This is a genomic window from Rhodococcus sp. NPDC019647 (assembly GCF_044389235.1).
Taxonomy (GTDB): domain Bacteria; phylum Actinomycetota; class Actinomycetes; order Mycobacteriales; family Mycobacteriaceae; genus Rhodococcus_F; species Rhodococcus_F oxybenzonivorans.
Genome location: NZ_JBIRXS010000008.1, coordinates 189,130 through 212,861, shown reverse-complemented (window position 1 = coordinate 212,861; position 23,732 = coordinate 189,130). Strand labels below are relative to the sequence as shown.

The following is a 23,732-nucleotide window of genomic DNA, read 5'->3' as shown; positions in this document are numbered from 1 at the left end:
TCCCGGCTTCGAAGTGCATGTCTTCAGCGACCCCGCCTTAATTTACGTCGGCGAAATATGTCCTGTGGTTTCCTGTTGCTACTCCTCGTTTCACACTGAGGAGCTTACCGATCCCATCACCACGCCTTCAGGGAGAACCCAGAACCACCACCGACAAGCCCACCGTCGCCGCGTTCCGCGTCACCGCCGGATTTCACGAGAACCTGCCGCAGATGCCGGTCTCGGAATACCCGGGCACCAAGGGATACATCGACGATGTCTTTTCCAACCCGGACGGATCAGAGATGTCGGCCGGCTACTTCGAACTCGAGCGCACCGACGCCCCGCTCGACTACTACTACGCCTACGACGAGATGAAGGTCGTCCTCGAAGGGGAGTTCACCCTCGAGAACCTCGACACCGGCCAGGTCGAAGTGGCAAAGGCGAAGGACGCGATCTTCTTCCCCAAGGGTTCGCGTATCCGCTTCACCACCCCCGACCGCGCACTGGCCTACTTCGTCGGCCACCGCTCCTTCGCTCCCTGATCCGCGATGGCGGTATCGATGAGATCGACCAGCGTCCCCCGCTGGCGATCCGACTCCTCGGCCGTCGACGACCTCGCGGCGGGCGCTCTTGTCACCCGCTACGTACACATCGCGGACCGCTCGATCAGCACGCAGGTCCTCCGCGAACTGTCCCAGCGTGTGACGCCCGTTCCCACTCGCACGGTGATCGTCGACGCCGGGGTCGGATCCGGGTTCGGCGGGCTCGACGAACTGCTGACCGAGGCGCGCATCGGGTGGCGGTTCGTCGTCGCGGGCCCCGAGCATATGGTCGGGGCAGTGCGTGCTCGGCTGATCTCCGCGGGCGCGCTGCCCGCCGAGATCGCCGCAATCGTCCACCCTGACGCCTCGGTGCGCGACGTGTTCTGCGCGCACTGCCACACCACGTCGCCCTCCGTGCCGGTGCCTGTGGGCGGCCGGACACGGTGCGGGGGTTGTTCCGCCGAACTCACCGTCTACTACCACTACTCCCGGCGCCACAGCGCCTATTTGGGATATCGAGCCGATTCGGAGGAACTGCCATGACCACGGCCCTCGAAACAGTTGCGGGCGAGAGCATCACCGGAGGGCTCACTCTGACGGTGCGCGAGGCACGGTTGCTGTGCCGGGGCATCCGGCACATCGTGCTCGTGGACCCGGCGGACCGCACCCTGCCGTCGTTCACCCCCGGCAGCCACATCGCCGTCAATTGGGCCGAGGGTCGGCACAATTCCTACTCGCTCACCGGCCCCTCGATCGAGCCGGACCACTATGCGATCTCGGTCCGGCTCGACGAGAACGGCCACGGGGGTTCGCGCTGGGTCCACGACCTTCAGCCGGGACAGACTATCCGGGCGAGCCGTCCGCGGAGTGCGTTCGCGCCCGTACTCACTGCGCGGCACCACCTGCTGGTCGCGGGTGGAATCGGCGTCACGCCGATCCTGTCGCACGTTCGGGCCGCCCTCGAATGGGGACGCTCTTTCGAAGTGATCTACTCCTTCCGCGGTCAGTCGGGGGCGCACGCCGACGAATTGGCGACGCTGTGCGGCGACCGGATGATCACCGTCTCGACGCCCGGCGAACTCGCCGACCGCCTCATCCCCACACTGGCCAACCAGCCACTCGGCACCCACGTCTACACGTGTGGGCCGGCGCCGATGATCGCGGCGGTGGCCGAGTGGGCCCGCGACTGCGGCTGGCCACCGGGGCGCGTGCACTCGGAGGCGTTCGGGGCGGGCCCGCTGCCCGACGGGGCACCCTTCGCCGCCAAGCTCGGGCGCACCGGAATGATCGTCCCCGTGCCCTCGGGAACCAGCCTCCTCGAGGCGTTGCTGGACCGGGGAATCAAGGTCCCGAACCTCTGCCGCCAGGGGGTGTGCGGCGAATGCCGGCTGTCGGTTCGCGGCGGCGAGATCGAGCACCGCGACCTGTTCCTCACCGACGAGGAGAAGGCCGCCGGAGATTCGATGATGCCGTGCGTATCACGTTCCGCAGGAGACCGATTGGAGCTGGATCTGTGACAACCACCGACTCGCGTGCTGACATCACGCGCTTTCCCTTCCCCTTTCCTCGCGATCAGTACCGCTACAGCACCAACGTCGAGCCCGCCGGACACTCCACCGACACCGTGGCCGGCAGCTGGGGTGACACCCGCATCGCCATCGACGCGCACTACCACCGGGAACTCGCCGAACGTGAGCGCATTCTGGCCACGGATCCGTCGCGGCACCAGTGCCTGCCCCACATGGTTCCCGCCGCCTGGGACGCGATGCTCACGCTGATGCGCACCCTCGCCGACGAATATCCCGACACCATGACACTCGCACGGCGCGGGGACGGGTGGTACTGGAAGAACGACCTCCTCAGCATCGAGCACACCTTCGTGTTCGGCGACCTCGACACGTTGCCGGCGCCGCCGCTGGTGTACATCTGCGGCCAGATCCAGGAGGACGTCGTGCTGCTCGATCAGCGTGAGGGCGCGCTGTGGGGCGACGCCGGACTGGTGACGTTCGCGGCGGACTGGTCGTTCGGATTCGACGTGGGCATGAGCTTTCTCGAGATCCACGGCCCCGTCCCACGTGTTCACAGCGAGCAGATCATCATCCGCGCCCACAACTTCCTGATGCGGCTCGAGCCCGGCCAGAGCTACCGGCGCACCAACTGGACGCTGACCGTCGACGGCAAACTCGACACGTCGACCGAGACCTACCCCGAGTGGGGCAAGGACCGGCGCACCCTCGCCGACGGCCCGCTCGACGAGGTCGGGGACCGCCTGTTCCTGAGAACCGAAGTGCAGCATCTCATCCGGCTCGCCCACACCGGCACCGTGATGTTCCTGATCCGGTCGTATCTGCTTCCGTTCCGGGACGTCGCGTCGGTTCCGGAATGGGGCGAACGACTGTACCGGGTGCTCGAGGACCTTCCGGTGGATATGGCCGAATACAAGGGCATCAGCCGCATCCGGGAACCCGGCATGAGATGGCTGCTGACCCATGGGAATGTGGAACCGTGACGCTGGCCGACGGGCGGCCGCGAAGGCCGGCACCCCAGACCACTCAGGCCCTCGACCTCGTTCTCGCGACGGTCTCCGTGATCGCCCGCGACGGCCTGCGCGGGCTGACGACGCAGGCCGTCGCCCGTGAGGCCGGCGTCTCGGACGACGCCGTCCTGCGCAGCGCCGGGTCGACGGACACCTTCCTCGACGCCGCGTTCCGCTACGCGCTGGACAAGAGTGCAAGCGTCTTCGCCGACATCGCCGCCGGATCGTCCCTCGACCACTTCGTCGAACACCTCACCGACCTCGTCGCCCGCGACCCCGACCTCCAGGTATTCCAGTACGAGCTGATGCTCGAGTCCCGACGCACGCCACGCCTCGACCCGCACGTGAAACTGCTGTACGCCACGTACATCGAGGCGACGTCGCAGGCGCTGACCCGCCTGGGCATCACCGCCGACGAAGACCTGACCCTGCTGGTGTACTCGGCGATCGAGGGATTCATCATGCACCAGCTGATCGCGAAGGACCGCCCCGCAACCGAACGCGCGATCGGGCGACTACGCCGAATCCTCTCGACCGCCAGGTAACCCCGGCACGTGAGTGGCAAAGTGTGCCCTGGCACGCTTTGCCACTCACATGCGGGCGAGGACCTCCGCCACCACCACCGACGCCTGCCCGGACAGCCGCACCGACCCGCCCTCGACGAGGAGGCAGTCGCCCGGTTGGACGGGACCGAGGTCCGTCGTCAGCCGCCCACTGAGGACCAGGACGAGAACGGCAAGCCGCCCGTCGGCGGTGACGTCCTGCGCCACTCCGATGTCAACGATGTCCACGGACGCCGCCGCGGTGGACCTGTGGACCATGACGTTGAACGCCTCGGTCGGCCCTTCCGTCACGCAGTCGGGGCTGCGCTCGCCGGCGAAGGCCGTCGGACTGAGGCGCGGAATCAGGGTGGGACCGTCGCCGAAGTCGAGTGACGCGGGATGGTCGCCGATCACCGTGAAGATCCGATCCACCCCGGGAAGCGATGAGAACGTCGAATTCGCCTCGAGCGTCGCGACACTGAACCGCCACCGGGACGCGGCACCGGCGGCGATCTCCGCGGTGGTGCCCGCGCCGTTGGCCCACGGCGTGGTCCGGTGATCCGCTCGCCGGATGATGCGGGCCTCGCGCACTGCGGCCACAGATTCCCCTCACCGAGATGGTCCACTGTCACGATACTTTGTTTCAAGACAACTCGGTACAACAATCCTTTACGCATTCGTCACGCGGCGCACTATTTTCGCAATCTTCGATTTGGTTCACTGGCAATAGACATTGATTCCCAACGGCGGACACTTTGAGTGTCCTGCCATCCTCGATCAAGGTGGACGACTATGAACGAAGCAGTCGCTGCGGCCGACACCGCCTGGATTCTGGCGGCCTTCACGGCAGTGAGCCTCATGGTGCCGGGCCTGGCCATGTTCTACGGCGGAATGGTCAGCGTGCGCAACACGCTCAACATGGCCATGATGACGTTCGGCGCGTTCGCCGTCGTCGGGATGCTGTGGATCGTGTTCGGCTACTCCACCGTGCTGGGCAACTCCCTCGGCGGTCTCGGCCTCCTGGGCGACCCCCTCGAGTTCTTCGGCTCCAGCGCGCTGCTGGAGGCGCCGGCCGAACCCGGACTGCCGCCCGCGCTGATCTCAGGATTCCAGCTGTTGTTCGCCGGCATCACCGTGGCACTCATCTCGGGTGCGCTCGCCGACCGGATGAGATTCGGCGCCTGGATGCTGTTCGCCGGACTGTGGGCAACGTTCGTCTACTTCCCCGTCGCCCACTGGGTGTTCGCGTTCGACTCCGCCGACGGATCGGTGATCGGCGGATGGATCGCCAACACCCTCGGCGCCATCGACTTCGCCGGCGGCACCGCCGTGCACATCAACGCCGGCGTGGCTGCTCTCGCCGTCGTCCTGGTCCTCGGGGCCCGCAAGACGTTCCCCGTCTCGCCCCGCCCGCACAGCCTTCCCCTGACCATGCTCGGCGCCGGCATCCTGTTCTTCGGCTGGTTCGGATTCAACGGCGGCTCGGCGCTCTCCGCCGGAAACAGCGCGTCCGTCGTCATTCTCAACACCGTCGCCGCCGCGTGCGCAGGCATCTGCGCCTGGCTGGCCGTCGAGAAACTGCGTGAAGGCCACGCCACGTCGCTGGGTGCTGCGTCGGGTCTGATCGCGGCACTGGTCGCCATCACACCGGCCTGTGGCGCCGTGTCACCGCTCGGCGCTCTGGTCGTCGGAGGCGCTGCCGGTGCAGTCTGCTGCTTCGCGGTGTCCTGGAAGTACCGGCTCGGCTACGACGATGCGCTCGACGTCGTCGGCGTGCACCTCGTCGGCGGCATCCTCGGCACCGTTCTGATCGGATTCCTCGCAGATCCGGCCGCACCCAGCGGCGCCGCGGGACTCTTCTACGGCGGCGGTGTCGACGTGCTGTGGCGCCAATGTGTTGCCGTGGCAGCCGTTGTCGGCTACTGCTTCATCGTCACGCTGGTGATCGCCGCGGCACTGAAGAAGTTCATGGGCATCCGCGCCGACCAGGACAGCGAATACGACGGCCTCGACGTGTCCGTACACGGCGAGACGGCCTACGTACTCGATGCCGTCGGCCTCACCGGCGCCTCGAAACACGGCACCGACGCGGTGCTCGGGGCAGAAGCAATAACGACCAGGGCGGCTGACCCCGCCAAGGCCTGATCCCGGTCTCGACACAGCCGGTGGCCTGCCCCGCAGCACTCCGCGGGGCAGGCCACCGTGTGATCAGCTAGGTCAGACTCTGAGCCAGACTCCGCAGCCTCGCGCTGTAGTTGTTCGGCTGAGCGGACAGGAACTGACTCAGCAAGATCGTGTCGAATTCCTCCATCGCGGCCGAATCTGCAGTAATCGGATCATGATTCGCCACCTCGTGCTCCAGAAGCTCGACCGCATCACGCCAGCCGCGGATTGCGGGGCTTCCGAGTTCCATCTGCGTCTCGAATATCAGCGGTTCAGCGAGTGGGCTCCCCAGGATTTCTTGCAAGTGCTCCTCGAGATTTCGGCGCGCCAGCCGGATGATCAGCTGAGATTGCCCTTCATGCCACTGCATGGTCGCGGGGCGCCCCGGCTGCAGAATCGACGCGACCGACATCGTCGAATCGAACTCCTCAGCGCCAGAGGTAATTCGGGCTGTACCCGACAGCGGGATCTGAACGAGGTAGAAGTCGCCGAGCTCGTCCGAGCTCATCCGCGCATCGGTGCCGTAGTCGAAGTAGTAGAGCCCGATCGCGCCCGCGGTGGCCAGGTAAACCGGCTCCAGACGATCGAAGGGCAGCGCGGACCCGTCGTCGGACGCTATCTGAACTGTCGCTAACACCGTAACCACGACCTTTCGAACCAACCGCCACTCTACGCCCGGTGCGGAGGCGGAGGAAGGTAGAAATCCCGATGACCGCCGTCAGTCCTCGTGGTGGTCGGGATATGCGGTGACCGCGAGAAATCGGATCGGCAACCGCACGAGATCGTTGGGACCGTGCAAACCTTCACCGTCGAGCAGCAGCGAATCCCCCGGCCGCAGCGTGTACTCGGCCTCACCATGCCCGTACACCATGACACCCTCGAGCATGTAGAGCAGTTCGGTGCCGGCGTGCTGGAACAGCGGAAACGTCTCGCTGGCGTCGGTGAGTGTGACCAGCACCGGCTCGAGTCGCTTGTGCTGCCCGCGCAGTGCGCCGAGAAGTTCGTAGTGATGCCCCACCCGGGTCCCTCGCCCGACGATGACCGCACCGTGGCCCGCCTCGACGTACACGGCGTCGCGGGCAGTGTCCGCACCCCGGAACAGTGATGTCACGGGTACGTCCAGTCCCGCCGCCAGCCGCGCCAACGTCGACAGACTGCACGAGGTCTGCGAATTTTCGATCTTCGACAACATCGCCTTGGAGATCCCGACTTTTGCCGCCATGTCCCCCACGGAAAGCCCACTGGCCTTGCGGAGGGCGCGCACCTGCTTGCCGATCACCTTCTCGAGATCAGGGCCGGTCGGCGTATCGGACGGCACCTCACGCTCGACGGGCGCAGGATCACCCGTGTCGCGGTGAATCCCGGTCTCCGGTCGAGTCGTCATGTCCCGCATCCTAGCAGCGTTGTTTACTGTCAGGAAACCGCAGGAACGTCCGGCACTTCGCCGGCTGGACCGACAAGATCACCCGTTGGCGACGGCGAAACCCATGTGGCACAAGCGCGTGGCCAAGCATGTCGCCCGCCGTGGTGGGACGTGCGGTTTGTCAGGTGCTCCCGCATACTTGCCGATCTCGCCGGTTGCCATGCCTACCGCATGATCGGTCAGCGGATGCGCGATACACCCGGCCATTGGTGTTGATGCGGGAGTGCTCCCGAGCTCAGCCCAGAGCCAAGTCATACTCGGTCGACGCCTGCGCGCTCGGAGTGCGTTGCGAGCTCAGGAATTCGCGGACCAGTTTCATCGTCAGAGCGGGCAGTTCCAGCTGAGGAACGTGCCCGCAATGAGGAATGACCACCGATTCCGCGGTAGGCATCGCCTCGCTGACGTGGCGAGCGAAGCTGGCCGGAACGAGCCGATCCTCGCTTCCCCACAGGAACAACGCCGGTGTCCGAAGGTTGGGGAGTCGTCCCCAGAACCCGGTATCGCCGAAGGCTTCCTCGGTGTAGATGTTGAACAAGGCCGACAGCGCAGCGCGACGGTGTGCACCGGAGCTCATGGCAATCTCGAATTCGTCGACGGCAGCGTCGAACCAGCTCTGTGGCACTCGGTTCGGGTCGGCGAACATCGCCTTCACGCCCGCCATCACAACCGGGCGCGGCACGGGGGCCGCGGGTAGGCGCGCCACATCCACGGGCAGCAACTTGACGAGTGGTACCAACTGCCGGAATCGGCGGAACGCCGGTGACGGACAGAGCAGGACCAGCTTGGCGACCGCCTCGGGATCGTGCATGGCCAACTCGAGTGCGAGGCGGCCACCGAGAGAGTTACCGACGACGACGGCGCCGCGGGCGTCGACCGCATCGAGGAAAGCGCGAAGCCAGGAGTACAGCTGATGGGCAGTGTAGGTCCAGCACGGTGCATCCGATGCACCGAACCCGGGGGTGTCGGGCGCGATGACGCGGTGGTCCTCGGCCAGGTCGGCCAGCACCGGAAGCATGGATGCATTGGTGGCACCGAGGCCGTGGAGGAGAACGACTGGAGGCGCGTCGGCTCGGCCCGCCTCCAGGTAGGCCGTGCGCACGCCACCTGCGTCGACTTCCCGCGACTGCGGTCGCGTCGACAACTCGACGTCCGGCGCGAACGCCCCGCCGATCTGAAGCACCGTCGCGAGGCTTCCGCGTGTGACGAGGTCGCCGTCCAGAAACGCGTCGACCCCACTACGCCGGCCGATCAGGACATCGGCGAGCGTGTCTGCGTCGGTCCGGATGGTGCACGTGGGCTTGCGAGGTCCGTCCGCACTGCGGAGTTCCGCGACACCACTGTCGATCGACACGGTCCAGTGACCGTGACCAGCGATGTCGAGGACCACAGTGGCCGACTCATCGCTCATCACCGTATCGGTGAGGTCGCGCGGAAAGTGGGTGGCCAGCATGCTGGCTGGATCGATCGGGTGCCCTTCGCCCATGTGCTCTTCCTTCTTTAACTGCCGCGGCGTGTGTTCCCCGGCGTCGTGGGCAGCCGATTACCCGGTTGATCGGAAGTTGAACATGAGGAGCTTTCCATAGGACTTGTGCCAAGAGATATCGGGACCGTGCGACCACTCTTCATCTCGGCGGGCGAGGCCACCGTCGGCCTCATGGTCGTGCTCGAAACGCGGTGACGGCACGCACGGCCGAGACGCAACACCCGACGCCGCTCCGTGAAAGTTTTCTGACGCGTGCGTGACAGATCGCGTTTCTGGGTACAGGTCTCCTCACATGTTCACCGCGCTCCAGCAGTGCGGGCTGGTGAGCGTCGGGTGGCGAGAACGCCGCCACCTACGTCACGTCACGATCGAGGAGTTCACATGCCTTCATATACGGACCTTCCCAAGCCACTGTCGGACGTGTGGGAGTGGCAGGTGCATGGCTTGTGCCGTGGCGTCGACTCGTCGCTGTTCTTCCACCCGGACGGACAGCGCGGGCGCATCCGGAAGCAGCGTGAGCTGCGAGCCAAGCAGCTGTGCAACCGCTGCCCGGTCATCGTCCAGTGCCGAGAGCATGCGCTGGCTGTCGAGGAGCCCTTCGGAGTGTGGGGAGGAATGTCCGAATCCGAGCGGCAAGCCGCCATCGAACACCGGCGAGGCGACATCGCAATATGATCGCGACCTCGGCCCTAGGTTGGGTACACGGGTGCGCGCCGGCTCGATGTAGCGGGCTCTATTTGCGCTCCGGGCTCCCCGACCACGCCGTCAGTTCGGCGATGTCGCCGTACAGCGCCGACTGGTAGGTGAGCATCAGTTCTTCCACCCCGTCGAACTGATCCCCCACATGGTGGGTGTTCACGGCCGATAGTTCCCGGTCGCCTGAGCGGGCGATGAGGTCGTCGATTCGACTGTCCAGGCTCATCGCCCGGTTGACGGCCAGCACGGAGCGCAACTGCACTTCGGCTCGGGACAGCAGGTCACCGATGCGTGCCAGCGCCGCAACGCGGTCCACCAGCTGGTCCCACACCGGCGTCAGTGCAGTCTGCCGGAGTTGAATCTGCCGTCGACCGCTGTCGGAGTGGGTGACGCGCAGTGCGTCGTCGAGCTCGAGGCGAATGCCGCGCAACGCCACGGTGTCGACAGCGATTTGCGTCAGCTCGTCGGCGAGGTCGAGTTGGTGCCGCTGGACAGCGAAGTGCTCGGAGCGCCACACCGGGGACCCGTCGATCCTGTCGTACAGCATTCCGGCGACGTAGAGGAGCGTGTCGTAACCGTCGGCGAAGCTGTCTTCGTCGAGGTCGACGCCGCGGCCGAGCGCGTCGGCCACCCTTCTTCCGGCCGCCGCCATCACAGTGTTCTGCGACGCCTGGCCGATCCGTTCAGCAGCGGTACCTCGCGCAATTTTCGCAGCCCGCTCGAAGGGGCTTCCGGTTAACGGTGTCGGCGTCCGCTGCAAAGCTCGAAAGAGCGCCTCACGTTGCTCGAGGTCGAGATGCACGCCCTCCCGCCGATCACGGCGCATCGCCCGCACACCGTTACCGTAATGCGCTGTCGACATCACCACTGCCGACCGATATGCCTGCAATTTCCTGGCGAGTTCGGTGGCGCGGTACTTGAAGAGCAGCTGCGCCGGCCCGGGGCGCAGGGTGTCGCAACGATGGGCCACCTGGTGATATTCGTCGGTCAGAAGGCGCAGGTGACCGAACCCACCGATCGATGGAATCGTCCTGCCGGTGCGACGGCGGTTCGCGAGCACCTGCCGAGTGGCCGCGTCGAGGTGTCCGGCAGCGATCAACACGGCAGCCTGATCGGACAACGGCGGGTGCGTTCCCGAAATAGTGGCTCGCTCACACCAACGCCGAACCTCGAAAGAAATCCGAGCCCTACGCTCCTCATCGGTGTCGATCATCGGCTGGATCTCGCCGTACGGGGACTGGCCGCTCTCCGACATCGGACCTCCTGGACACCGGCTTCTGGGCAGATCGCTCCCCACTACTGTCCCAGAAAGTCGACGGCCGCGCCGCGACCGCCCCGTCGACCACCTTTTCCGCCACTACCCCGCCGAAAACGACCACGTCGACGCCTCCTACTTCGATGCGGAGTGCGGCCCCGTCAACTCCGAGCGTGGTTCCCAGTGCAGTGACGAGCGCGCCCGCGAGAACCCCGGAAGTCGATCCGCAGCGTTACGCGGGTACCGCGGCGGGGAGCTTCTACTTCACGACGCCCAGTACCAAGTTTCACTGCGCGATCCTGACCGGCGGCGACCTCCCGACGGCGGGTTGCCACGGCCAGATGCCGGAGTCGGCTCCGAAGGTTCCCGGATCCGGTGCCCCAGACATCCGGGTGCCGCCCAACGCCGTCGAAGTGACCGGTTCCCGCTCGGGTCAGTTCATCAGCGCGGGTGATCCTCGGTACTACCCGCTGGGCGGTTCGCCCGCCGCTGTACTGCCGTACGGCAGGTCGCTACGCGTGAACGACCTGGCCTGCCATGTCGAAGAGACGACGGGTGTTGCCTGCACAAGCGACGTCGGGCACGGATTCACCCTGTCCGACAGCAAGTTCCGCGTGTGGTGAGAGGCCCTTCACGACGGCGCGACCAGGCGCGGACGGTGTCATCGGCCGTCAGTGGTTTCGCAGGGCATCAATCAGCTCGCCTTTCCGTTTCGACGAGTATCCAGACAGTCCGACATCCTTGGCCTTCTTCTTCAACTCGTCGACGGTCCAGTCCTCGTACGACTGCGACTTTCCGCCCTTACGGCCGGTTCCGGAACGCCCGCGCTTGGCGGCCGCGTTCGCGATCCGCGCCGCTTTCTGCTTCGACGCGCCGTCCTTGCGTACTTCCTCGTATACCTTCTCATCTTTGATCGATGACCGCGGCATGATGTGTCTCCTCGGTTGGAAAGGTCCGGCACTGTCCGATTACCCGGACGGTTGTAGACCACACAGGATGACTCGGCGGCGTCACGCCGGCCGGATCAACGGTGGTGGTTCCGGGGAATCAGTTTGTCCGTCAACGTGGTGACGGTCGCCGACGTCTGTGCCGGGCGGGGTGTCAGCGGATGCAACGGCAGGTCGTTCTTGGCATCGGTCACCGACGCGAGGTGTTGGAGAATCACCCCCTCCCGCAACGCCCACGGACTGACCTCCACTTGGGCGATGTTCAACGCACTCATGGCCTCTTCGGCGACGATGGCGCCGGCGAGGATCTGATGGGCTCGAAGCTCGGAGACGCCTCGCAGCGTCGCTCGCTCTTCTTCGCCCATCGCGGCAAGACGTGGAATCCATTTGCGCACGTCCCGCAGCGACAAGGTGCGCCGCACGAAAGGCCCTTTCCGTTGGGCCGGCGCGCCGCACAGGCGCGCCAACTGTTTGAAGGTCTTTGACGTGGCGACAGCACGTCGGGGCTGACCCTCCCACCGGAGCCGATCCGCCGGTTCGCGCAATGTGTCACGCACATACCGTCGAAGCGCTTTGACCTGTGTGCGAGCCGGGGGATCAACCTCACCGAGGAACGCGCGGGTCAGTCGCCCGGCGCCCAATGGCAAAGACAGCGCCAGGTCTGGCTCGGCATCACGACCGAGGGCGATCTCCATCGACCCGCCTCCGATGTCGATGTTGAGCAATCGGCCCGCCGACCACCCGTACCAACGGTGGACGGCCAGGTATGTCAGTCGAGCCTCCTGTGCACCGGTGAGATATTGCGGTCGGATACCGCATCCCTGCTCGATGCGGTCGAGCACGTATTCCCGATTCGCGGCATCACGGATCGCGGCCGTGACAAAGGGGTACAACTGCGCCACCTCGTACCGATACGCCGCATCCAACGTTTGGGTGACAGCCTGGCAGACCCGGTCGACGCCGTCCGCGTCGAGGCATTGGTCCTGCCCTATCGCTCCACCGAGCAAGGTCGCTGCTTTGACGGCATGCATGGGAAGCGGCGGCGCCCCCGGAGCGGCATGCACGACTTGCAGTTGTGCAGAATTGGAACCGATATCGAGCACGCCGAGCCGCATCGCGATCGAGTACCCCGAGTAAGGCAAAGCGACGCCTCCATCAACGAATCAATTACCTCACAGAGCTACGGGTACCGAAGCTGCTCCACGCCGCGGGCTGCCAGCAGCGGCTCCATGACGCCGATCTCCTCGCTCTGCTCCTTGATCATCGATGTCGCCAGCTGCGCCACCGCCCGCGTGGTGGCGTGTTGGGCGGCGTGGGAGGCCATGTCGAGGCCACCGCGATGGTGGCGGATCATGAGCTGAAGGAAGGCCGCCTCGGCCGCCGGTCCCGTGAGCCGACGAAGCTCGTCCATCTCGGTCCAGCTCGCCATTCCAGGCATGTGGGCGCTGGAGTGGTGATGGCCGGTTCCCATCCACGCCATCGGTTGCGGGGAAGTCTGCGGTTGGTCGAGCAACATGAGCCAGCCGCTGAGCACACCGATCTCCTGGTTCTGGGCGGAGGTGATCTGCGTGCACAGTGCATCGATCATGGGCTCCCGCGGAGACGCCAGGGCGTGACACAGTTCGATCGCCTGCAGGTGATGGCTCGACATGTCCTGCGCGAAGCCCACTTCCAGGGGTTCGAGCGACACAGTGGCGGCGCGCGGCGGGTCGGGCTGGTGCTGCCACCACGCCCCCACGACCACGCCGAGAAGGACACACGCGACGCCTACGGCCGCGAGAGCAAGACGTTTCATGTCAGCGGGTACACACCGTTCTGGAACTGCAGCGCCAGGAAGCCGTTGTCCATGCACGTCACCCAGAGTTGGTCGCCGCGAAACTCCGGAGGCGACATGCACCAATCGCTGGACATGTCGATTCCGATCGGCCGGGTGCCCGGCCCGACCGCGCCCGCTCCATTGATATCGCCCTCCAGCGCGGCCCGCGCGACCGCGATCGATCCGATCAGCGGAAGGCCGACTATCGATCCCAGGGTCGCGTGCGTCGAGTTCTCGAGCTGACCGGCCTTGTCCGGTTGCCCCGGCGGGACGAAGTACGCGATCTCCTTGATGTCGTGCAGGTCGCGGACGTCGAAGACGCGAATTCCGGACTGGATCCAGCCGCACGCCAGCGCGGTGGGGTCCACGGGCCGATCCACACTGCAGTAGTGCGCGTCGTAACCGAAGGCACCGTTGCCACCGTTGTCCTGGGCCCACACGTCCATGTTCTGCGGCAGGTTCACCTCGAGTTTGATCGTGCTCATCAAGCGCAGATTCGCATCATCGGACGAGTCGATCACCTTCACGCCACCGGATCCGCCTTCGTCCACGGTGAAGATGACCGGTGCGCCGTCCACAGTGACGGGGATGGTGTGCTGCGTGAGCTGACCGTCCGACCACAGTCTACGGCCCACGTGCGGCACCACGGGAAAGAGATCGCGGCGCTGGACGGCGCTGATGTCCAGCACGGTGATGCCCGCCAGCGTCGAGATATACATGCGGTTTCCATCAGGCGTGATCCCGAAGCCGTGGTTCGACACACCGGTCAGGCCCGTCCAGACCACGCGGGGTTCGGCCGGGTTACTGACGTCGATAGCCGACAACTGGCCGCCGGCAGTGCCTGCAGCCCAATATGTTCGGCCGTCCGGCGAGAAGCCGCCCTCGTGCGTCGTGATCGGCAGCGGGAGCGACAGCTGCGTTCCCGCCCCCGGATTGAGGAGCCGCGGGCGCGTGCAGTCCTGGGATACGTCGTAGATCGAGAATCCACCGATGCCGGTCAGTAGTCCGACGCCCGTGCCCGCGAGGAGACCGCGCCCCGGATCGACCTTGAGCGACTCCCAGGTGCCTGCCTGCATCGGCGGTTCGATGAGGGTCCCGGTGTGACGCGGGCGGGCCGGATCGGATACATCCACTACCTGGACGCCAGGGCCGGGGCGGTCGAGCCGGGTGGGAATATTCGATCCCACATACACGCAGTTGCCATACGCGGCGCTGACGATTCCCGCCCCTTGACCCTGGAGTTGGCCGACCAGTCCGAGGTTGCACGAGTACGGTTGCTGGCTGCGTCCACTCCGGCGGTCCGCGAGCGGCACCTGCCCTTGCATCCCCGACTCCTGATCCGACCCCGGTCCGCACTCGGCGTGATCGACCGCTGTGCGTTGGACGGAAAGGAAATCCGTCACCGGGTCTGCGACCGCGGGCGCGGCAACGAGCCAGACAGCGAGGACTCCAGCTAACGCGGCAACCCGGTGACCTCGGTGCGAGCGGTGTGAACCCATGCGCGACATGCTAGGTATTTCACACCAGAAACACCGGCGTTTCTGGAAAACAGTTCAATTCTTCGATTCGCCCACCGGCACCGGCGCCGAAACGGTGCGGCAGGTGTGGCGACGACGAACAGGCTCGGTGCACGTCTACCCTGACATCATGCGCGAGTCGGCAGGATCCACAGCCATTGAGCCACTTCCCGCAGGCCGCCATCGGCTCGACCCGACGGCGGTAGCGGCCTCCCAGCGGTACCGCATCGACTTCGCCGCCCTCGACGTGCTGGCCGAAAAGGGCTACGCGGCAGCAACAGTGGCTGACATCATCGCCTCCGCGCGCGTGTCCCGACGCACGTTCTACGAGTTCTATGCGAACAAGGGTGAGTGCTTCGTCGCCGTGTGCGCGCTCGCGACCCGGATCATGGCGGAAGAACTCGACGCGGCCACAGACACCACGCTGCCCTGGCAGCTGCAGCTGCGCGCCCACATTCAGCGCTACCTCGACGTCCTGGCCGCACAACCCGGCGCAGCGTATGCCCTCACTGTGCAGACGTTCGCCACCCCGGAGCTTCGGCAGGCCCGCGAGGCGATGTTCGACAGCCTTCTCGATCGAATGCGCGGACTTCATCAGCTCGCCCGTCAGCAAGATCGCACGCTCCCCCACCTGCCCGACGACCTTCTGCGGCTACTTGTCGGGGGCTTCGACGAACTGTTGCGCACGAATCTGCGCGCGCGTGACGGGCACAGTCTTCCGTCGCTTGCTCCGATGATGACGCGGGCGGCGATAGCGATCCTGCAGAGTTCCGGAACAGCGGAGCGCTGACGAATGTCGACGTCGCCGAAGCCCACCCGGCTCACCCTCGATCCGGAAAAATTGCTCGCGGCCGCGGTTGCCCAAGCGGAACTGGGCGCCCGGGAAGGCGGCATCCCGATCGGCGCCGCCCTCTTCGCCGGAAACGGAGACCTCCTCGGCAGTGGCCGCAACCGTCGCGTCCAACACGACGACCCCTCGGTGCACGGTGAAACCGATGCCTTCCGGGCCGCCGGACGTCAGCGTGACTATCGCTCGACCGTCATGGTGACGACGCTGTCGCCGTGCTGGTACTGCAGTGGACTGATCCGCCAGTTCAACATCGGGGCTGTCGTCATCGGCGAGAGCGTCACCTTCACCGGAGGGCACGAATGGCTCCGGGAGCACGGGGTCGATGTGACGGTTCTCCGCAATCAGCACTGCATCGACTTGATGACCGAGTTCATCGAGACCCAGCCGGAACTGTGGAACGAGGACATCGGGGTCGCCGACTGAGGGAGGCCTGCTCTGCGCAGGGTGGCCTGATCCTCACCCCGGGGTCGGTATCAGTACCGAACACGCTCGCACAAGATGGAATCACGTCAGAAACGCCGAGCTGACACCCTCGCTGCCTCCGAGAAGGAACACCAGATGTCGAAGAGTCGTTCACCCCGAACCCGCGTGATCGCAGCGCTCGTAGGAGCCGCCGCTGCGTTGTCGATCGGGATGGTGGGTCCGGCGGCTGTGGCTTCCGCCGCGCCTCCCTGCAAGATCAACTGCCATCAGCCGAATCCGAAGCCACTACCCAAGGACCTCGGAGACAGCTGCCAATTCTGCACATCGACGCCCGGCGGACCGTCGCAGCCGCCCCCTCCACCGCCGCCGCCGCCGCCACCGCCGCCCGCCTGACAAAGACCAGCCGACACAGAGCCCCTCGCCCCGCACACGGAGCGAGGGGTGTCGGCGTGTCCGGGTCCGTGCGTCCCGAATCGACCCGCATCCCGGCCAGGTGTTGCGCCCCACACCCGACACCCACCCCCTACCCTGAGTGCATGCGCATAGGAGCACATGTCCGCCAGGACGACGATCCGATCGGATACGGCGAACGACTGGGGGCCGACATCATCCAGATGTTCCTCACCGACCCCCAGAAGTGGAACAAACCGCCCACGCACCCGCGGACCGACGAGATCCGCGACAGTCCCATCGACGTCGTCGTCCACTCCTCCTACGTGATCAACGTGGCGAGCCTCAACAACCGGCTCCGCATGCCCTCACGCAACGCTGTGGCGCAGCAGGCTCAGGCCGCCGCAGACATCGGCGCATTCGGGCTGGTGGTGCACGGCGGCCACGTCCGCGACGGTGAGGACGTCAACGAAGGGATCGTCAACTGGCGCAAACTTTTCGAGCGCCAAGCCGACAAGGGCGGTTTCCCGGTGCCGATCCTCATCGAGAACACGGCAGGTGGCGACTTCGCGATGGCCCGCCACTTCGACGCAATCGACCGGTTGTGGCAGGAGGTCGGCGACTTCGGTGCCGGCTTCTGCCTCGACACCTGCCACGCCTGGGCCGGCGGTGAAGACCTGGTGGGTGTGGTCGAGCGCATCAAGGCCATCACCGGACGCATCGACCTCGTGCACCTCAACAACTCGCGGGACGAGTTCAACTCCGCGCGGGATCGGCACGCCAACCTGGCCGACGGAACCATCGACCCGGAACTGCTCGCCGAGGTCGTCCGCACGGCAGGCGCACCTGTAGTCCTCGAAACGCCGGGTGAAGGGCTAGCCGAGGATCTGGCTTTTCTCCGGGAGACGGTCGGAAGCTAGCGCGCGCTCGAAGCCCGGAAGATCCTCTCCGAACCGCACTCGACAAGTACGGTGAGCTGATCCGCCGAATGAGGAGGAACTCCGTGCGACGCACACTTCCGGCCATCCTGATCGCCGCTGTGACCGCCCTGTCCTTGGCAGGATGCAGCACTTCCGACTCCGGCCCGGTCATCGACCAGGTGCGCGAGGCGGGCGTCCTGAAGGTAGGCACCGAGGGCACCTACACCCCGTTCAGCTACCAGGGCCCCGACGGTCAGCTCACCGGCTACGACGTCGAGGTCATCCGCGCCGTCGGTGACAAACTCGGTGTGTCCGTCGAGTTCACCCAGACCCCGTGGGACTCCATCTTCGCCGGCCTCGAAGCGAGGCGGTACGACCTGGTCGCCAACCAGGTCACCGTGAACGACGAGCGCACCCAGAAGTACGACCTGTCGACGCCCTACACGGTGTCGGAGGGTGTGATCGTGACCCGCGCCGACGACAACTCGATTACCGGACTCGACGATCTGATTGGAAAGACTGCAGCACAATCCGCGACCAGCAACTGGGCCCAGGTCGCAAGGGACGCCGGGGCGAACGTCGAGTCCGTGGAGGGCTTCGTACAAGCGATCACACTTTTGAAGGACGGACGAGTGGACGCCACCGTCAACGACAACCTCGCCGTCGCGGAGTATCAGAAGCAGACGAATGACGCGGGCGTGAAGATCGCGACCGAGACCGGCGACACCAGCGAACAGGCCTTCGCTGCCCGGAAGGACAGCGGCCTGATGCCCGACATCGACAAGGCGCTCGCCGAACTGCGCGCCGACGGCACACTGGCGAAGATCTCGGACAAGTACTTCGGCACCGACGTGTCCGCGCCGAGTAACTGAGCCGGCACGCACGAGGAGCGCCGGAGTGGACGACGCAACGATCCAACTGATCCTGGACAACCTGTGGCCGATGCTGAAGGCCACACTCACCATGACGATTCCGCTGACTCTCGTCAGCTTCACCATCGGACTGGTCATTGCCCTACTCGTCGCGCTGGCCAGAATCTCCTCGATCACGCCGTTGTCGATCGCGGCCCGCTTCTACATCTCGATCATCCGGGGCACACCGTTGCTGGTGCAGCTGTTCATCGTCTTCTACGCGTTGCCGCAATTCGGGGTGACGCTCGAACCGTTCCCGGCGGCGGTGATCGCGTTCAGTCTCAACGTCGGGGGTTACGCCGCGGAAGTCATTCGTTCGGCGATCCTGTCCATCCCGAAAGGTCAGTGGGAAGCCGCCCAGACCATCGGCATGGGATACACCACCACGTTGCAGCGGATCGTGCTCCCCCAGGCGGCCCGGGTCGCCGTTCCGCCGCTGTCCAACACGCTCATCTCGCTGGTCAAGGACACCTCCCTCGCCTCGACGATCCTCGTCACCGAACTGTTTCGCGTCGCGCAACTTGCCGCCGCACCCACGTTCGACTTCTTCGCCCTGTACGGTGTCGCGGCGCTGTATTACTGGGCGATCTGCATCGTCCTCTCGGCCGTTCAGGGCCGACTCGAAGCCCGACTCGACAGGTATGTGGCCAGATGACCGACACCCGCACCCCACTGCTCCACGTTTCCGGCGTCGAAAAATCGTTCGGTGAACATCGCGTGCTGCGCGACATCAGCTTCGAGGTCCTGCCCGGCACCGTCACCGTGATCATCGGCCCGTCCGGTTCGGGAAAGACCACGGTGTTGCGAACACTCAATGCGCTGGACCGCGCGGACGCCGGCGTGATCTCGATCGGTGAGGTATCGGTCGACTTCGCTGCCCAGGTGGACCGGTCCACCCTGGCTCGGTTCCGGGCACAGAGCGGCATGGTGTTCCAGGCCCACAACCTGTTTCCGCACAAGACAGTGCTTCAGAACGTCACCGAGGGTCCGGTGGTCGTCCAGAAGCGGCCGAAAGGCGAAGCGCGCGCCGACGCCCTGGCACTGCTCACTCAAGTAGGCCTGGCGGACAAGGCGGATCAGTACCCGTACCAACTCTCGGGTGGCCAGCAGCAGCGCGTCGGAATCGCCAGGGCGCTCGCGCTGAAGCCCAAACTGATGTTGTTCGACGAACCGACGTCTGCACTCGACCCCGAACTCGTCGGCGAGGTCCTCCGCGTGATCCGTGATCTCGCGACCGAGGGCTGGACCATGGTGATCGTGACTCACGAAATCCGGTTCGCGCAGCAGGTGGCCGATCAGGTGCTGTTCATCGACGGCGGCGTCGTCCTCGAACGCGGTACGGCGAAGGACCTACTGACGAATCCGACCGGGCAGCGGCTACGGCAATTCCTGCACCGCATCCTCGATCCGCTCTGATCATCAGCGAACGGCCTTTTCCAACAGCACGACGCTGGGCCATTCGACCTCGAAGTCGCGGCGGCCCACCAGGAAGAAACCCTGCTCCTCGTAGTACGTGCGCAGTCGGCTGTTGGTTTCCACGCATTCGAGCCGGACGACGGACACGGCCTCGCTCCGGGCGTGCTCGTCCACCCACCGCAACAGTTTCGCTCCCAACCCTGGGCTCGCATGGCGGCGGTCCGTCATCACCCGCGCGACGTAGGTAGCGGGAACCTCGTCGTCGACCCAGATGTCGGGATCGGCGCGCAGCACGCGCAGGGCGCCCGCCACGATTCCACCGGAGCGCGCGACGCGCCATTCTACGGCCTCGATCTGCTCACGCACATCGGCGAGCGATACATCACCGCGGCACGGCGGGTCGATCTGCTGCTCGGCGAGCCAATCCTCTGCGTCCCAGTGCATCTGGACGATGTCCTCCGCCTGATCCAGCACTGCCCGCTCCACCGTGACCGCCATGCACTCACAGTAGCGACCCCACGGTGAAATCAAATCACCGCTGCGCCCGTGTCGATCTGCGGTGATGTGACTGGGATTACAGTGTCCGCGTAGCCGCTGAAGCTCTATCTGTGCATGTGTGGCAGAAGCAGGTCTGCCTGCCCGACCTCGACGGGGGCCTCGTCGAGCCACTGCGCAGTCTGCTCCCGGGCCCGCCGTATCAACTCGTCCGCGTCGCCGAAATCTGCGGGGCTGGTGTCCAGTGGACAGAGGGGTGGCACGACCTTGATATCGGCAGCGCCCTCGTAACGTTCGATGTCGAGCGCGAGGCGTTGATTGATCGCGAGCGTCACTCCGAGCAGAGCCATCCCGAGTGCGCTGCGGGGAACCTCGGACAGCGTGCAGGCATATCCGGTGGGCAGTACCCACACCGTCGTGGCACCGAGTTCGATGGCATGCGAGATCGGGGTGTTGTTGACCACGCCACCGTCCACCAGCGCGCGACCTTCGACGACTACCGGCGGGAGAATTCCCGGAATGGCAGCGCTGGCCAGAACGGCATCGACAGCGGGACCGCTCGACAGCCGAACGTCCTTGCCGGTCAGCACATCGGCTGCGATCACGTGGAGCGGGATCGGAGCGTCCTCCATCCGCCCGAAGCGCAGGTGCTTCTCGAGAATCCGCCGGATTCCCCGGTTGGAGACCAGATGATTGTCGATCCCGACGAAACCCACGAAGCCGGTGAACAGGCCGGTCGGGAACACCGAGCTCCGCTTCAGCCCGCGCCACAGATCGGCCAGTTCACGTAGATCCGATTCCGAGGACCCGGCCGCCAGCCAAGCGCCGTTGAGCGCTCCCACAGAAGTGCCGACGATGAGATCGGGGCGAGTTCCCCTGCCTATGAGCGTTTGCAGCATTCCGACCTCGATGGCTCCGAGGCTCGCTCCACCGGACAGAACGAAAGCGGTCGTCATGTCGCCACGGTAACCGGTCAGGTCCGGCGATACAGCGCATCGATATCGTCGGCGAAGCGTTCGGTCACAACTGGACGCTTGATCTTCAAGGTAGCCGTCAATTCCCCGTCCGCCTCGGTGAGGTCGCGGTCGAGGATGACGAACCGTTTGATCGACTCGGTGTGGGAGACGGTGGTATTCGCGTCGTCGACGGCATCCTGAAGCTCCGCGCGCAATTCTTCGTCTTCGCGCAGATCGGCGACCGATGCGTCGGCAGGTCGCCCGTGGGCTGCCTTCCACTTGTCGAATTCCTGAGGATCGACGGTGAGCAGCGCACCGATGAACGGGCGACCGTCACCCACGACCACGGCCTGCGACACCAGTGTGTGCGAGCGCAGCCGATCCTCGAGGGGCCCCGGTGACACGTTCTTGCCCCCTGCGGTGATCAGAAGGTCCTTCTTGCGTCCGGTGATGGTGAGAAAGCCTTCGTCGTCGAGGTAGCCCAGATCACCGGTGCGGAACCAGCCGTCGTGCAGCGCCTCCCGAGTGGCGTGCTCGTTGCGCCAGTAGCCGCCGAATACGACGTCACCGCACAATTCGATCTCACCGTCCTCGGCGATGCGCACACCCTGTCCGCCGAGCGGCCTGCCCACCGTTCCGATCTTTTGCGCCCCGGGAACGTTCACACAATGCGCGGCAGTGGATTCGGTGAGTCCGTAACCTTCGTACACGGGTACGCCCATCCCGCGAAAGAAATGCCCGAGGCTCGGCATGAGCGCTCCGCCTCCCGAGATCGCCCACCAGCAGTCGCCGCCCAAGGCTGCCCGCAGCCTGGCGTAGACCAACTTGTCGGCGACGGCGCGGCGCAGCGCGAGCAACGGTCCCGGCCCACCGTTGTCCTGGGCCCGGCTGTACTCGACGGCCGTCGTCTCGGCGAAGTCGAAGATCCACTTCTGCAGGCCACCACCAGACGCCGCCTTACGGGCGGCACCGTCGCGCACCTTCTCGAAAACCCGTGGAACACCGAGGATCGTATGCGGGCGAAAACGTTCGAATTCTCCCGTGACCGTCCCGAAATCGGACCAGTGCGCCTGGGTAGCCCCCGCCTCGAACATCGCCAGGGACACCGCCCGGGCAAGGACGTGTGCCAAGGGAAGGAACGTGAGGACACGGTTGCCGGGACGCGCCACATCCCCGATCGGCGCAGCGAGGAGAGCCCGCACCTCCGACAAGAAGTTGCGGTGCGTGAGAATGCCCCCTTTGGGTCTTCCGGTGGTACCGGAGGTATATACCAGCGACGCGAGGTCGCCGGCGGTCAGCGCGACGACTCGCTTGAACACCTCGGAGTCGTCGACCGAGCGTCCGTCCTTGATGAGGGTGCCCACCGCATCTTCGTCGATGGTGAAGATGTGCTTCAACGTGTACGGGATGCCGTCGCCCTCGAAACTCGCCGCATGAGCCGGCGTCTCCACCACGGCAGCCACCGCCCCGGAGTCCTCGATGATCCACCGGATCTGATCGGGCGACGAGGAGTCGTAGACCGGAACCGAGGCCGCACCGGTCGCCCAGATGGCGTAGTCGAGCAAGGACCACTCGAACCGAGTGGACGACAGCAGTGCTACCCGGTCGCCCGGTCGGACACCATGGGCGATGAGGCCCTTCGCGACCCCGGTGACGAGTGCGGCGAAATCCTTGGCCGTCACGTCGACCCAGCCATTGGCCTCCGGCCGGGCGTACATCACCCGGTCGGGCGTGCTCTCCGCATGTGCGAACACCGTCAAGACCGCGTTCTCGTGCTCGGAGACGCTGAAGGTCGGCGGGCTCGTGAACTCACGCACGGGTGGCGTCTCCGTTGCTCTCGAAGGTCGAGGGGCGCCGCGAGGGGTCGTCGCCGCCATGACGGAATCGGCGCAGATGATCGGCAAATGCGGCGATGTCACGGTCCGACCAGGACGCCATCCGGTCGCGCACCTCCTCTACCCGTCGGGCATCCGCACCCGCAAGCACGGCGACACCGGCGTCGGTGAGGGTCAGCGGATGGCCGCTGCGAAGCGGTCCGGCCTCGGCCCGCACCCACCCCTCGTCGATGCAGACACGCAGCTGGCGCGACACCGTGGAGCGGTGCACTCCGAAGGACTCGGAGATCTGGGTGGCCCGGCATCCGGGATTACGGGCGATGTACGAGAGCAGCGAATGTTGAGCGAATGTCGGCGAACCCGCCGGAGGTCCGTCGCCGGCGACGAGCTGGCGGACGAGCCGGACGAGTTCGTCATGGACAGCCACGACGCCCGATGCGGACGACTCACCCGATTCCACCTCGTTGTGTTGCACACTGCAACTATATCGAGACTCCCGCGCCTCGGCCACTCGCACCCACTTCCCTCGCCGCTCCTCGACCCGCCCCGGCGGCCGACACACTCACGCGTGGTGCTCATACTGCTATCCCCGACCCGGAAAAACCCGAAAGCGGGAAACCCTCGAGGGTCACAA

Annotated in this window: 27 protein-coding genes; 14 read left to right on the top strand and 13 right to left on the bottom strand. The window is 65.7% G+C overall.

Annotated elements, in window-relative coordinates:
• Positions 1–110: 110 nt before the first annotated feature.
• From ACH49N_RS18090 to ACH49N_RS18070, 5 genes are read left to right on the top strand one after another with little or no spacing between them, the layout of a single operon-like run.
• On the top strand, positions 111–524 hold the full coding sequence (locus ACH49N_RS18090; protein ID WP_358273588.1) for an ethanolamine utilization protein: 414 nt from the start codon (positions 111–113) through the stop codon (positions 522–524).
• Positions 525–542: 18 nt separating this feature from the next.
• Complete coding sequence (locus tag ACH49N_RS18085) at positions 543–1,067, top strand: dimethylamine monooxygenase subunit DmmA family protein (protein WP_358273305.1); 525 nt, start codon at positions 543–545, stop codon at positions 1,065–1,067.
• A complete protein-coding gene (locus tag ACH49N_RS18080; protein ID WP_358273307.1) occupies positions 1,064–2,041 on the top strand; it encodes a PDR/VanB family oxidoreductase in 978 nt (325 codons plus the stop codon). Before ACH49N_RS18085 ends, ACH49N_RS18080 begins: the two co-directional genes overlap by 4 nt.
• The gene (locus tag ACH49N_RS18075) at positions 2,038–3,033 is read left to right on the top strand and encodes a DUF3445 domain-containing protein (protein ID WP_358273308.1); all 996 of its coding nucleotides are present in this window, start codon (positions 2,038–2,040) and stop codon (positions 3,031–3,033) included. Before ACH49N_RS18080 ends, ACH49N_RS18075 begins: the two co-directional genes overlap by 4 nt.
• Positions 3,030–3,605 carry a TetR family transcriptional regulator gene (locus tag ACH49N_RS18070; protein ID WP_358273310.1) on the top strand — a complete coding sequence of 192 codons (576 nt, stop codon included), beginning with the start codon at positions 3,030–3,032 and terminating at the stop codon, positions 3,603–3,605. The genes ACH49N_RS18075 and ACH49N_RS18070 overlap by 4 nt, the downstream gene beginning before the upstream one ends.
• 45 nt (positions 3,606–3,650) lie before the next feature.
• Here ACH49N_RS18070 and ACH49N_RS18065 read toward each other — a convergent pair whose 3' ends face one another.
• Complete coding sequence (locus tag ACH49N_RS18065) at positions 3,651–4,202, bottom strand: HutD family protein (RefSeq protein WP_358273312.1); 552 nt, start codon at positions 4,200–4,202, stop codon at positions 3,651–3,653.
• A 192-nt stretch (positions 4,203–4,394) separates the two neighbouring features.
• Here ACH49N_RS18065 and ACH49N_RS18060 point away from each other — a divergent pair, with 192 nt between their 5' ends.
• Complete coding sequence (locus ACH49N_RS18060) at positions 4,395–5,747, top strand: ammonium transporter (protein WP_358273314.1); 1,353 nt, start codon at positions 4,395–4,397, stop codon at positions 5,745–5,747.
• Between the two features lie 67 nt (positions 5,748–5,814).
• Here the strand turns inward: ACH49N_RS18060 and ACH49N_RS18055 are convergent, their stop codons facing one another.
• The 3 genes from ACH49N_RS18055 to ACH49N_RS18045 form a co-directional block, all read right to left on the bottom strand.
• Positions 5,815–6,411, bottom strand: coding sequence for a transcriptional regulator (locus ACH49N_RS18055; protein ID WP_358273315.1), 597 nt, complete (start codon positions 6,409–6,411; stop codon positions 5,815–5,817).
• 72 nt (positions 6,412–6,483) lie between these two features.
• Positions 6,484–7,149, bottom strand: a complete 666-nt coding sequence (locus ACH49N_RS18050; protein WP_250776166.1) for an XRE family transcriptional regulator — start codon at positions 7,147–7,149, stop codon at positions 6,484–6,486.
• Positions 7,150–7,423: 274 nt separating this feature from the next.
• Positions 7,424–8,671: an alpha/beta fold hydrolase gene (locus ACH49N_RS18045; RefSeq protein ID WP_358273318.1), complete on the bottom strand. Its 1,248-nt coding sequence runs from the start codon at positions 8,669–8,671 to the stop codon at positions 7,424–7,426.
• 381 nt (positions 8,672–9,052) lie between these two features.
• On the opposite strand from ACH49N_RS18045, the gene ACH49N_RS18040 reads away from it, so the two are divergent.
• Complete coding sequence (locus tag ACH49N_RS18040) at positions 9,053–9,346, top strand: WhiB family transcriptional regulator (protein WP_109328148.1); 294 nt, start codon at positions 9,053–9,055, stop codon at positions 9,344–9,346.
• A gap of 58 nt (positions 9,347–9,404) precedes the next feature.
• Here the strand turns inward: ACH49N_RS18040 and ACH49N_RS18035 are convergent, their stop codons facing one another.
• Positions 9,405–10,622 (bottom strand): hypothetical protein, encoded by a 1,218-nt coding sequence (locus ACH49N_RS18035; protein ID WP_358273320.1) that lies wholly within the window; start codon positions 10,620–10,622, stop codon positions 9,405–9,407.
• A 173-nt stretch (positions 10,623–10,795) separates the two neighbouring features.
• On the opposite strand from ACH49N_RS18035, the gene ACH49N_RS18030 reads away from it, so the two are divergent.
• Positions 10,796–11,245 carry a hypothetical protein gene (locus ACH49N_RS18030; RefSeq protein WP_358273322.1) on the top strand — a complete coding sequence of 150 codons (450 nt, stop codon included), beginning with the start codon at positions 10,796–10,798 and terminating at the stop codon, positions 11,243–11,245.
• Positions 11,246–11,293: 48 nt separating this feature from the next.
• Here ACH49N_RS18030 and ACH49N_RS18025 read toward each other — a convergent pair whose 3' ends face one another.
• The 4 genes from ACH49N_RS18025 to ACH49N_RS18010 all read right to left on the bottom strand — a co-directional run bounded on the left by ACH49N_RS18025 (position 11,294) and on the right by ACH49N_RS18010 (position 14,893).
• Positions 11,294–11,551, bottom strand: coding sequence for a Rho termination factor N-terminal domain-containing protein (locus tag ACH49N_RS18025; RefSeq protein ID WP_109328146.1), 258 nt, complete (start codon positions 11,549–11,551; stop codon positions 11,294–11,296).
• Positions 11,552–11,646: 95 nt separating this feature from the next.
• A complete protein-coding gene (locus ACH49N_RS18020) occupies positions 11,647–12,711 on the bottom strand; it encodes a hypothetical protein (RefSeq protein ID WP_358273323.1) in 1,065 nt (354 codons plus the stop codon).
• A gap of 38 nt (positions 12,712–12,749) precedes the next feature.
• The gene (locus tag ACH49N_RS18015) at positions 12,750–13,364 is read right to left on the bottom strand and encodes a DUF305 domain-containing protein (protein ID WP_358273325.1); all 615 of its coding nucleotides are present in this window, start codon (positions 13,362–13,364) and stop codon (positions 12,750–12,752) included.
• Positions 13,361–14,893 (bottom strand): LVIVD repeat-containing protein, encoded by a 1,533-nt coding sequence (locus ACH49N_RS18010; RefSeq protein ID WP_397504737.1) that lies wholly within the window; start codon positions 14,891–14,893, stop codon positions 13,361–13,363. Before ACH49N_RS18010 ends, ACH49N_RS18015 begins: the two co-directional genes overlap by 4 nt.
• A gap of 139 nt (positions 14,894–15,032) precedes the next feature.
• Here ACH49N_RS18010 and ACH49N_RS18005 point away from each other — a divergent pair, with 139 nt between their 5' ends.
• The 6 genes from ACH49N_RS18005 to ACH49N_RS17980 all read left to right on the top strand — a co-directional run bounded on the left by ACH49N_RS18005 (position 15,033) and on the right by ACH49N_RS17980 (position 19,812).
• Positions 15,033–15,692 carry a TetR/AcrR family transcriptional regulator gene (locus ACH49N_RS18005; protein WP_358273328.1) on the top strand — a complete coding sequence of 220 codons (660 nt, stop codon included), beginning with the start codon at positions 15,033–15,035 and terminating at the stop codon, positions 15,690–15,692.
• Positions 15,693–15,695: 3 nt separating this feature from the next.
• Positions 15,696–16,175: a nucleoside deaminase gene (locus ACH49N_RS18000; protein WP_358273329.1), complete on the top strand. Its 480-nt coding sequence runs from the start codon at positions 15,696–15,698 to the stop codon at positions 16,173–16,175.
• A 536-nt stretch (positions 16,176–16,711) separates the two neighbouring features.
• Positions 16,712–17,485: a deoxyribonuclease IV gene (locus ACH49N_RS17995; RefSeq protein ID WP_358273331.1), complete on the top strand. Its 774-nt coding sequence runs from the start codon at positions 16,712–16,714 to the stop codon at positions 17,483–17,485.
• Between the two features lie 83 nt (positions 17,486–17,568).
• The gene (locus tag ACH49N_RS17990) at positions 17,569–18,357 is read left to right on the top strand and encodes an amino acid ABC transporter substrate-binding protein (RefSeq protein ID WP_358273333.1); all 789 of its coding nucleotides are present in this window, start codon (positions 17,569–17,571) and stop codon (positions 18,355–18,357) included.
• Between the two features lie 25 nt (positions 18,358–18,382).
• The gene (locus ACH49N_RS17985; protein WP_159920481.1) at positions 18,383–19,051 is read left to right on the top strand and encodes an amino acid ABC transporter permease; all 669 of its coding nucleotides are present in this window, start codon (positions 18,383–18,385) and stop codon (positions 19,049–19,051) included.
• Entirely contained in the window at positions 19,048–19,812 is a 765-nt protein-coding gene (locus ACH49N_RS17980) for an amino acid ABC transporter ATP-binding protein (RefSeq protein ID WP_358273334.1), read from the top strand. Before ACH49N_RS17985 ends, ACH49N_RS17980 begins: the two co-directional genes overlap by 4 nt.
• A gap of 3 nt (positions 19,813–19,815) precedes the next feature.
• Here ACH49N_RS17980 and ACH49N_RS17975 read toward each other — a convergent pair whose 3' ends face one another.
• The 4 genes from ACH49N_RS17975 to ACH49N_RS17960 form a co-directional block, all read right to left on the bottom strand.
• Positions 19,816–20,310: a GNAT family N-acetyltransferase gene (locus ACH49N_RS17975; RefSeq protein WP_358273336.1), complete on the bottom strand. Its 495-nt coding sequence runs from the start codon at positions 20,308–20,310 to the stop codon at positions 19,816–19,818.
• A 104-nt stretch (positions 20,311–20,414) separates the two neighbouring features.
• Positions 20,415–21,263 (bottom strand): patatin-like phospholipase family protein, encoded by an 849-nt coding sequence (locus ACH49N_RS17970; RefSeq protein WP_358273337.1) that lies wholly within the window; start codon positions 21,261–21,263, stop codon positions 20,415–20,417.
• 17 nt (positions 21,264–21,280) lie between these two features.
• A complete protein-coding gene (locus ACH49N_RS17965; RefSeq protein ID WP_358273339.1) occupies positions 21,281–23,080 on the bottom strand; it encodes a long-chain fatty acid--CoA ligase in 1,800 nt (599 codons plus the stop codon).
• Positions 23,073–23,615: a MarR family transcriptional regulator gene (locus ACH49N_RS17960; protein ID WP_358273341.1), complete on the bottom strand. Its 543-nt coding sequence runs from the start codon at positions 23,613–23,615 to the stop codon at positions 23,073–23,075. The genes ACH49N_RS17965 and ACH49N_RS17960 overlap by 8 nt, the downstream gene beginning before the upstream one ends.
• Between the last annotated feature and the right edge of the window lie 117 nt (positions 23,616–23,732).

Bases quoted from the DNA above. Each gene is read 5' to 3' on its own strand.
- ACH49N_RS18040 (WP_109328148.1), top strand. From the start codon at position 9,053: ATGCCTTCATATACGGACCTTCCCAAGCCACTGTCGGACGTGTGGGAG.
- ACH49N_RS18085 (WP_358273305.1), top strand. From the start codon at position 543: ATGAGATCGACCAGCGTCCCCCGCTGGCGATCCGACTCCTCGGCCGTC.
- ACH49N_RS17970 (WP_358273337.1), bottom strand. From the start codon at position 21,263: ATGACGACCGCTTTCGTTCTGTCCGGTGGAGCGAGCCTCGGAGCCATC.
- ACH49N_RS17975 (WP_358273336.1), bottom strand. From the start codon at position 20,310: ATGGCGGTCACGGTGGAGCGGGCAGTGCTGGATCAGGCGGAGGACATC.
- ACH49N_RS18015 (WP_358273325.1), bottom strand. From the start codon at position 13,364: ATGAAACGTCTTGCTCTCGCGGCCGTAGGCGTCGCGTGTGTCCTTCTC.
- ACH49N_RS18025 (WP_109328146.1), bottom strand. From the start codon at position 11,551: ATGCCGCGGTCATCGATCAAAGATGAGAAGGTATACGAGGAAGTACGC.
- ACH49N_RS18080 (WP_358273307.1), top strand. From the start codon at position 1,064: ATGACCACGGCCCTCGAAACAGTTGCGGGCGAGAGCATCACCGGAGGG.
- ACH49N_RS18005 (WP_358273328.1), top strand. From the start codon at position 15,033: ATGCGCGAGTCGGCAGGATCCACAGCCATTGAGCCACTTCCCGCAGGC.
- ACH49N_RS17995 (WP_358273331.1), top strand. From the start codon at position 16,712: ATGCGCATAGGAGCACATGTCCGCCAGGACGACGATCCGATCGGATAC.
- ACH49N_RS18045 (WP_358273318.1), bottom strand. From the start codon at position 8,671: ATGGGCGAAGGGCACCCGATCGATCCAGCCAGCATGCTGGCCACCCAC.
- ACH49N_RS18000 (WP_358273329.1), top strand. From the start codon at position 15,696: ATGTCGACGTCGCCGAAGCCCACCCGGCTCACCCTCGATCCGGAAAAA.
- ACH49N_RS18060 (WP_358273314.1), top strand. From the start codon at position 4,395: ATGAACGAAGCAGTCGCTGCGGCCGACACCGCCTGGATTCTGGCGGCC.
- ACH49N_RS18010 (WP_397504737.1), bottom strand. From the start codon at position 14,893: ATGTCGCGCATGGGTTCACACCGCTCGCACCGAGGTCACCGGGTTGCC.
- ACH49N_RS18050 (WP_250776166.1), bottom strand. From the start codon at position 7,149: ATGACGACTCGACCGGAGACCGGGATTCACCGCGACACGGGTGATCCT.
- ACH49N_RS17980 (WP_358273334.1), top strand. From the start codon at position 19,048: ATGACCGACACCCGCACCCCACTGCTCCACGTTTCCGGCGTCGAAAAA.
- ACH49N_RS18035 (WP_358273320.1), bottom strand. From the start codon at position 10,622: ATGTCGGAGAGCGGCCAGTCCCCGTACGGCGAGATCCAGCCGATGATC.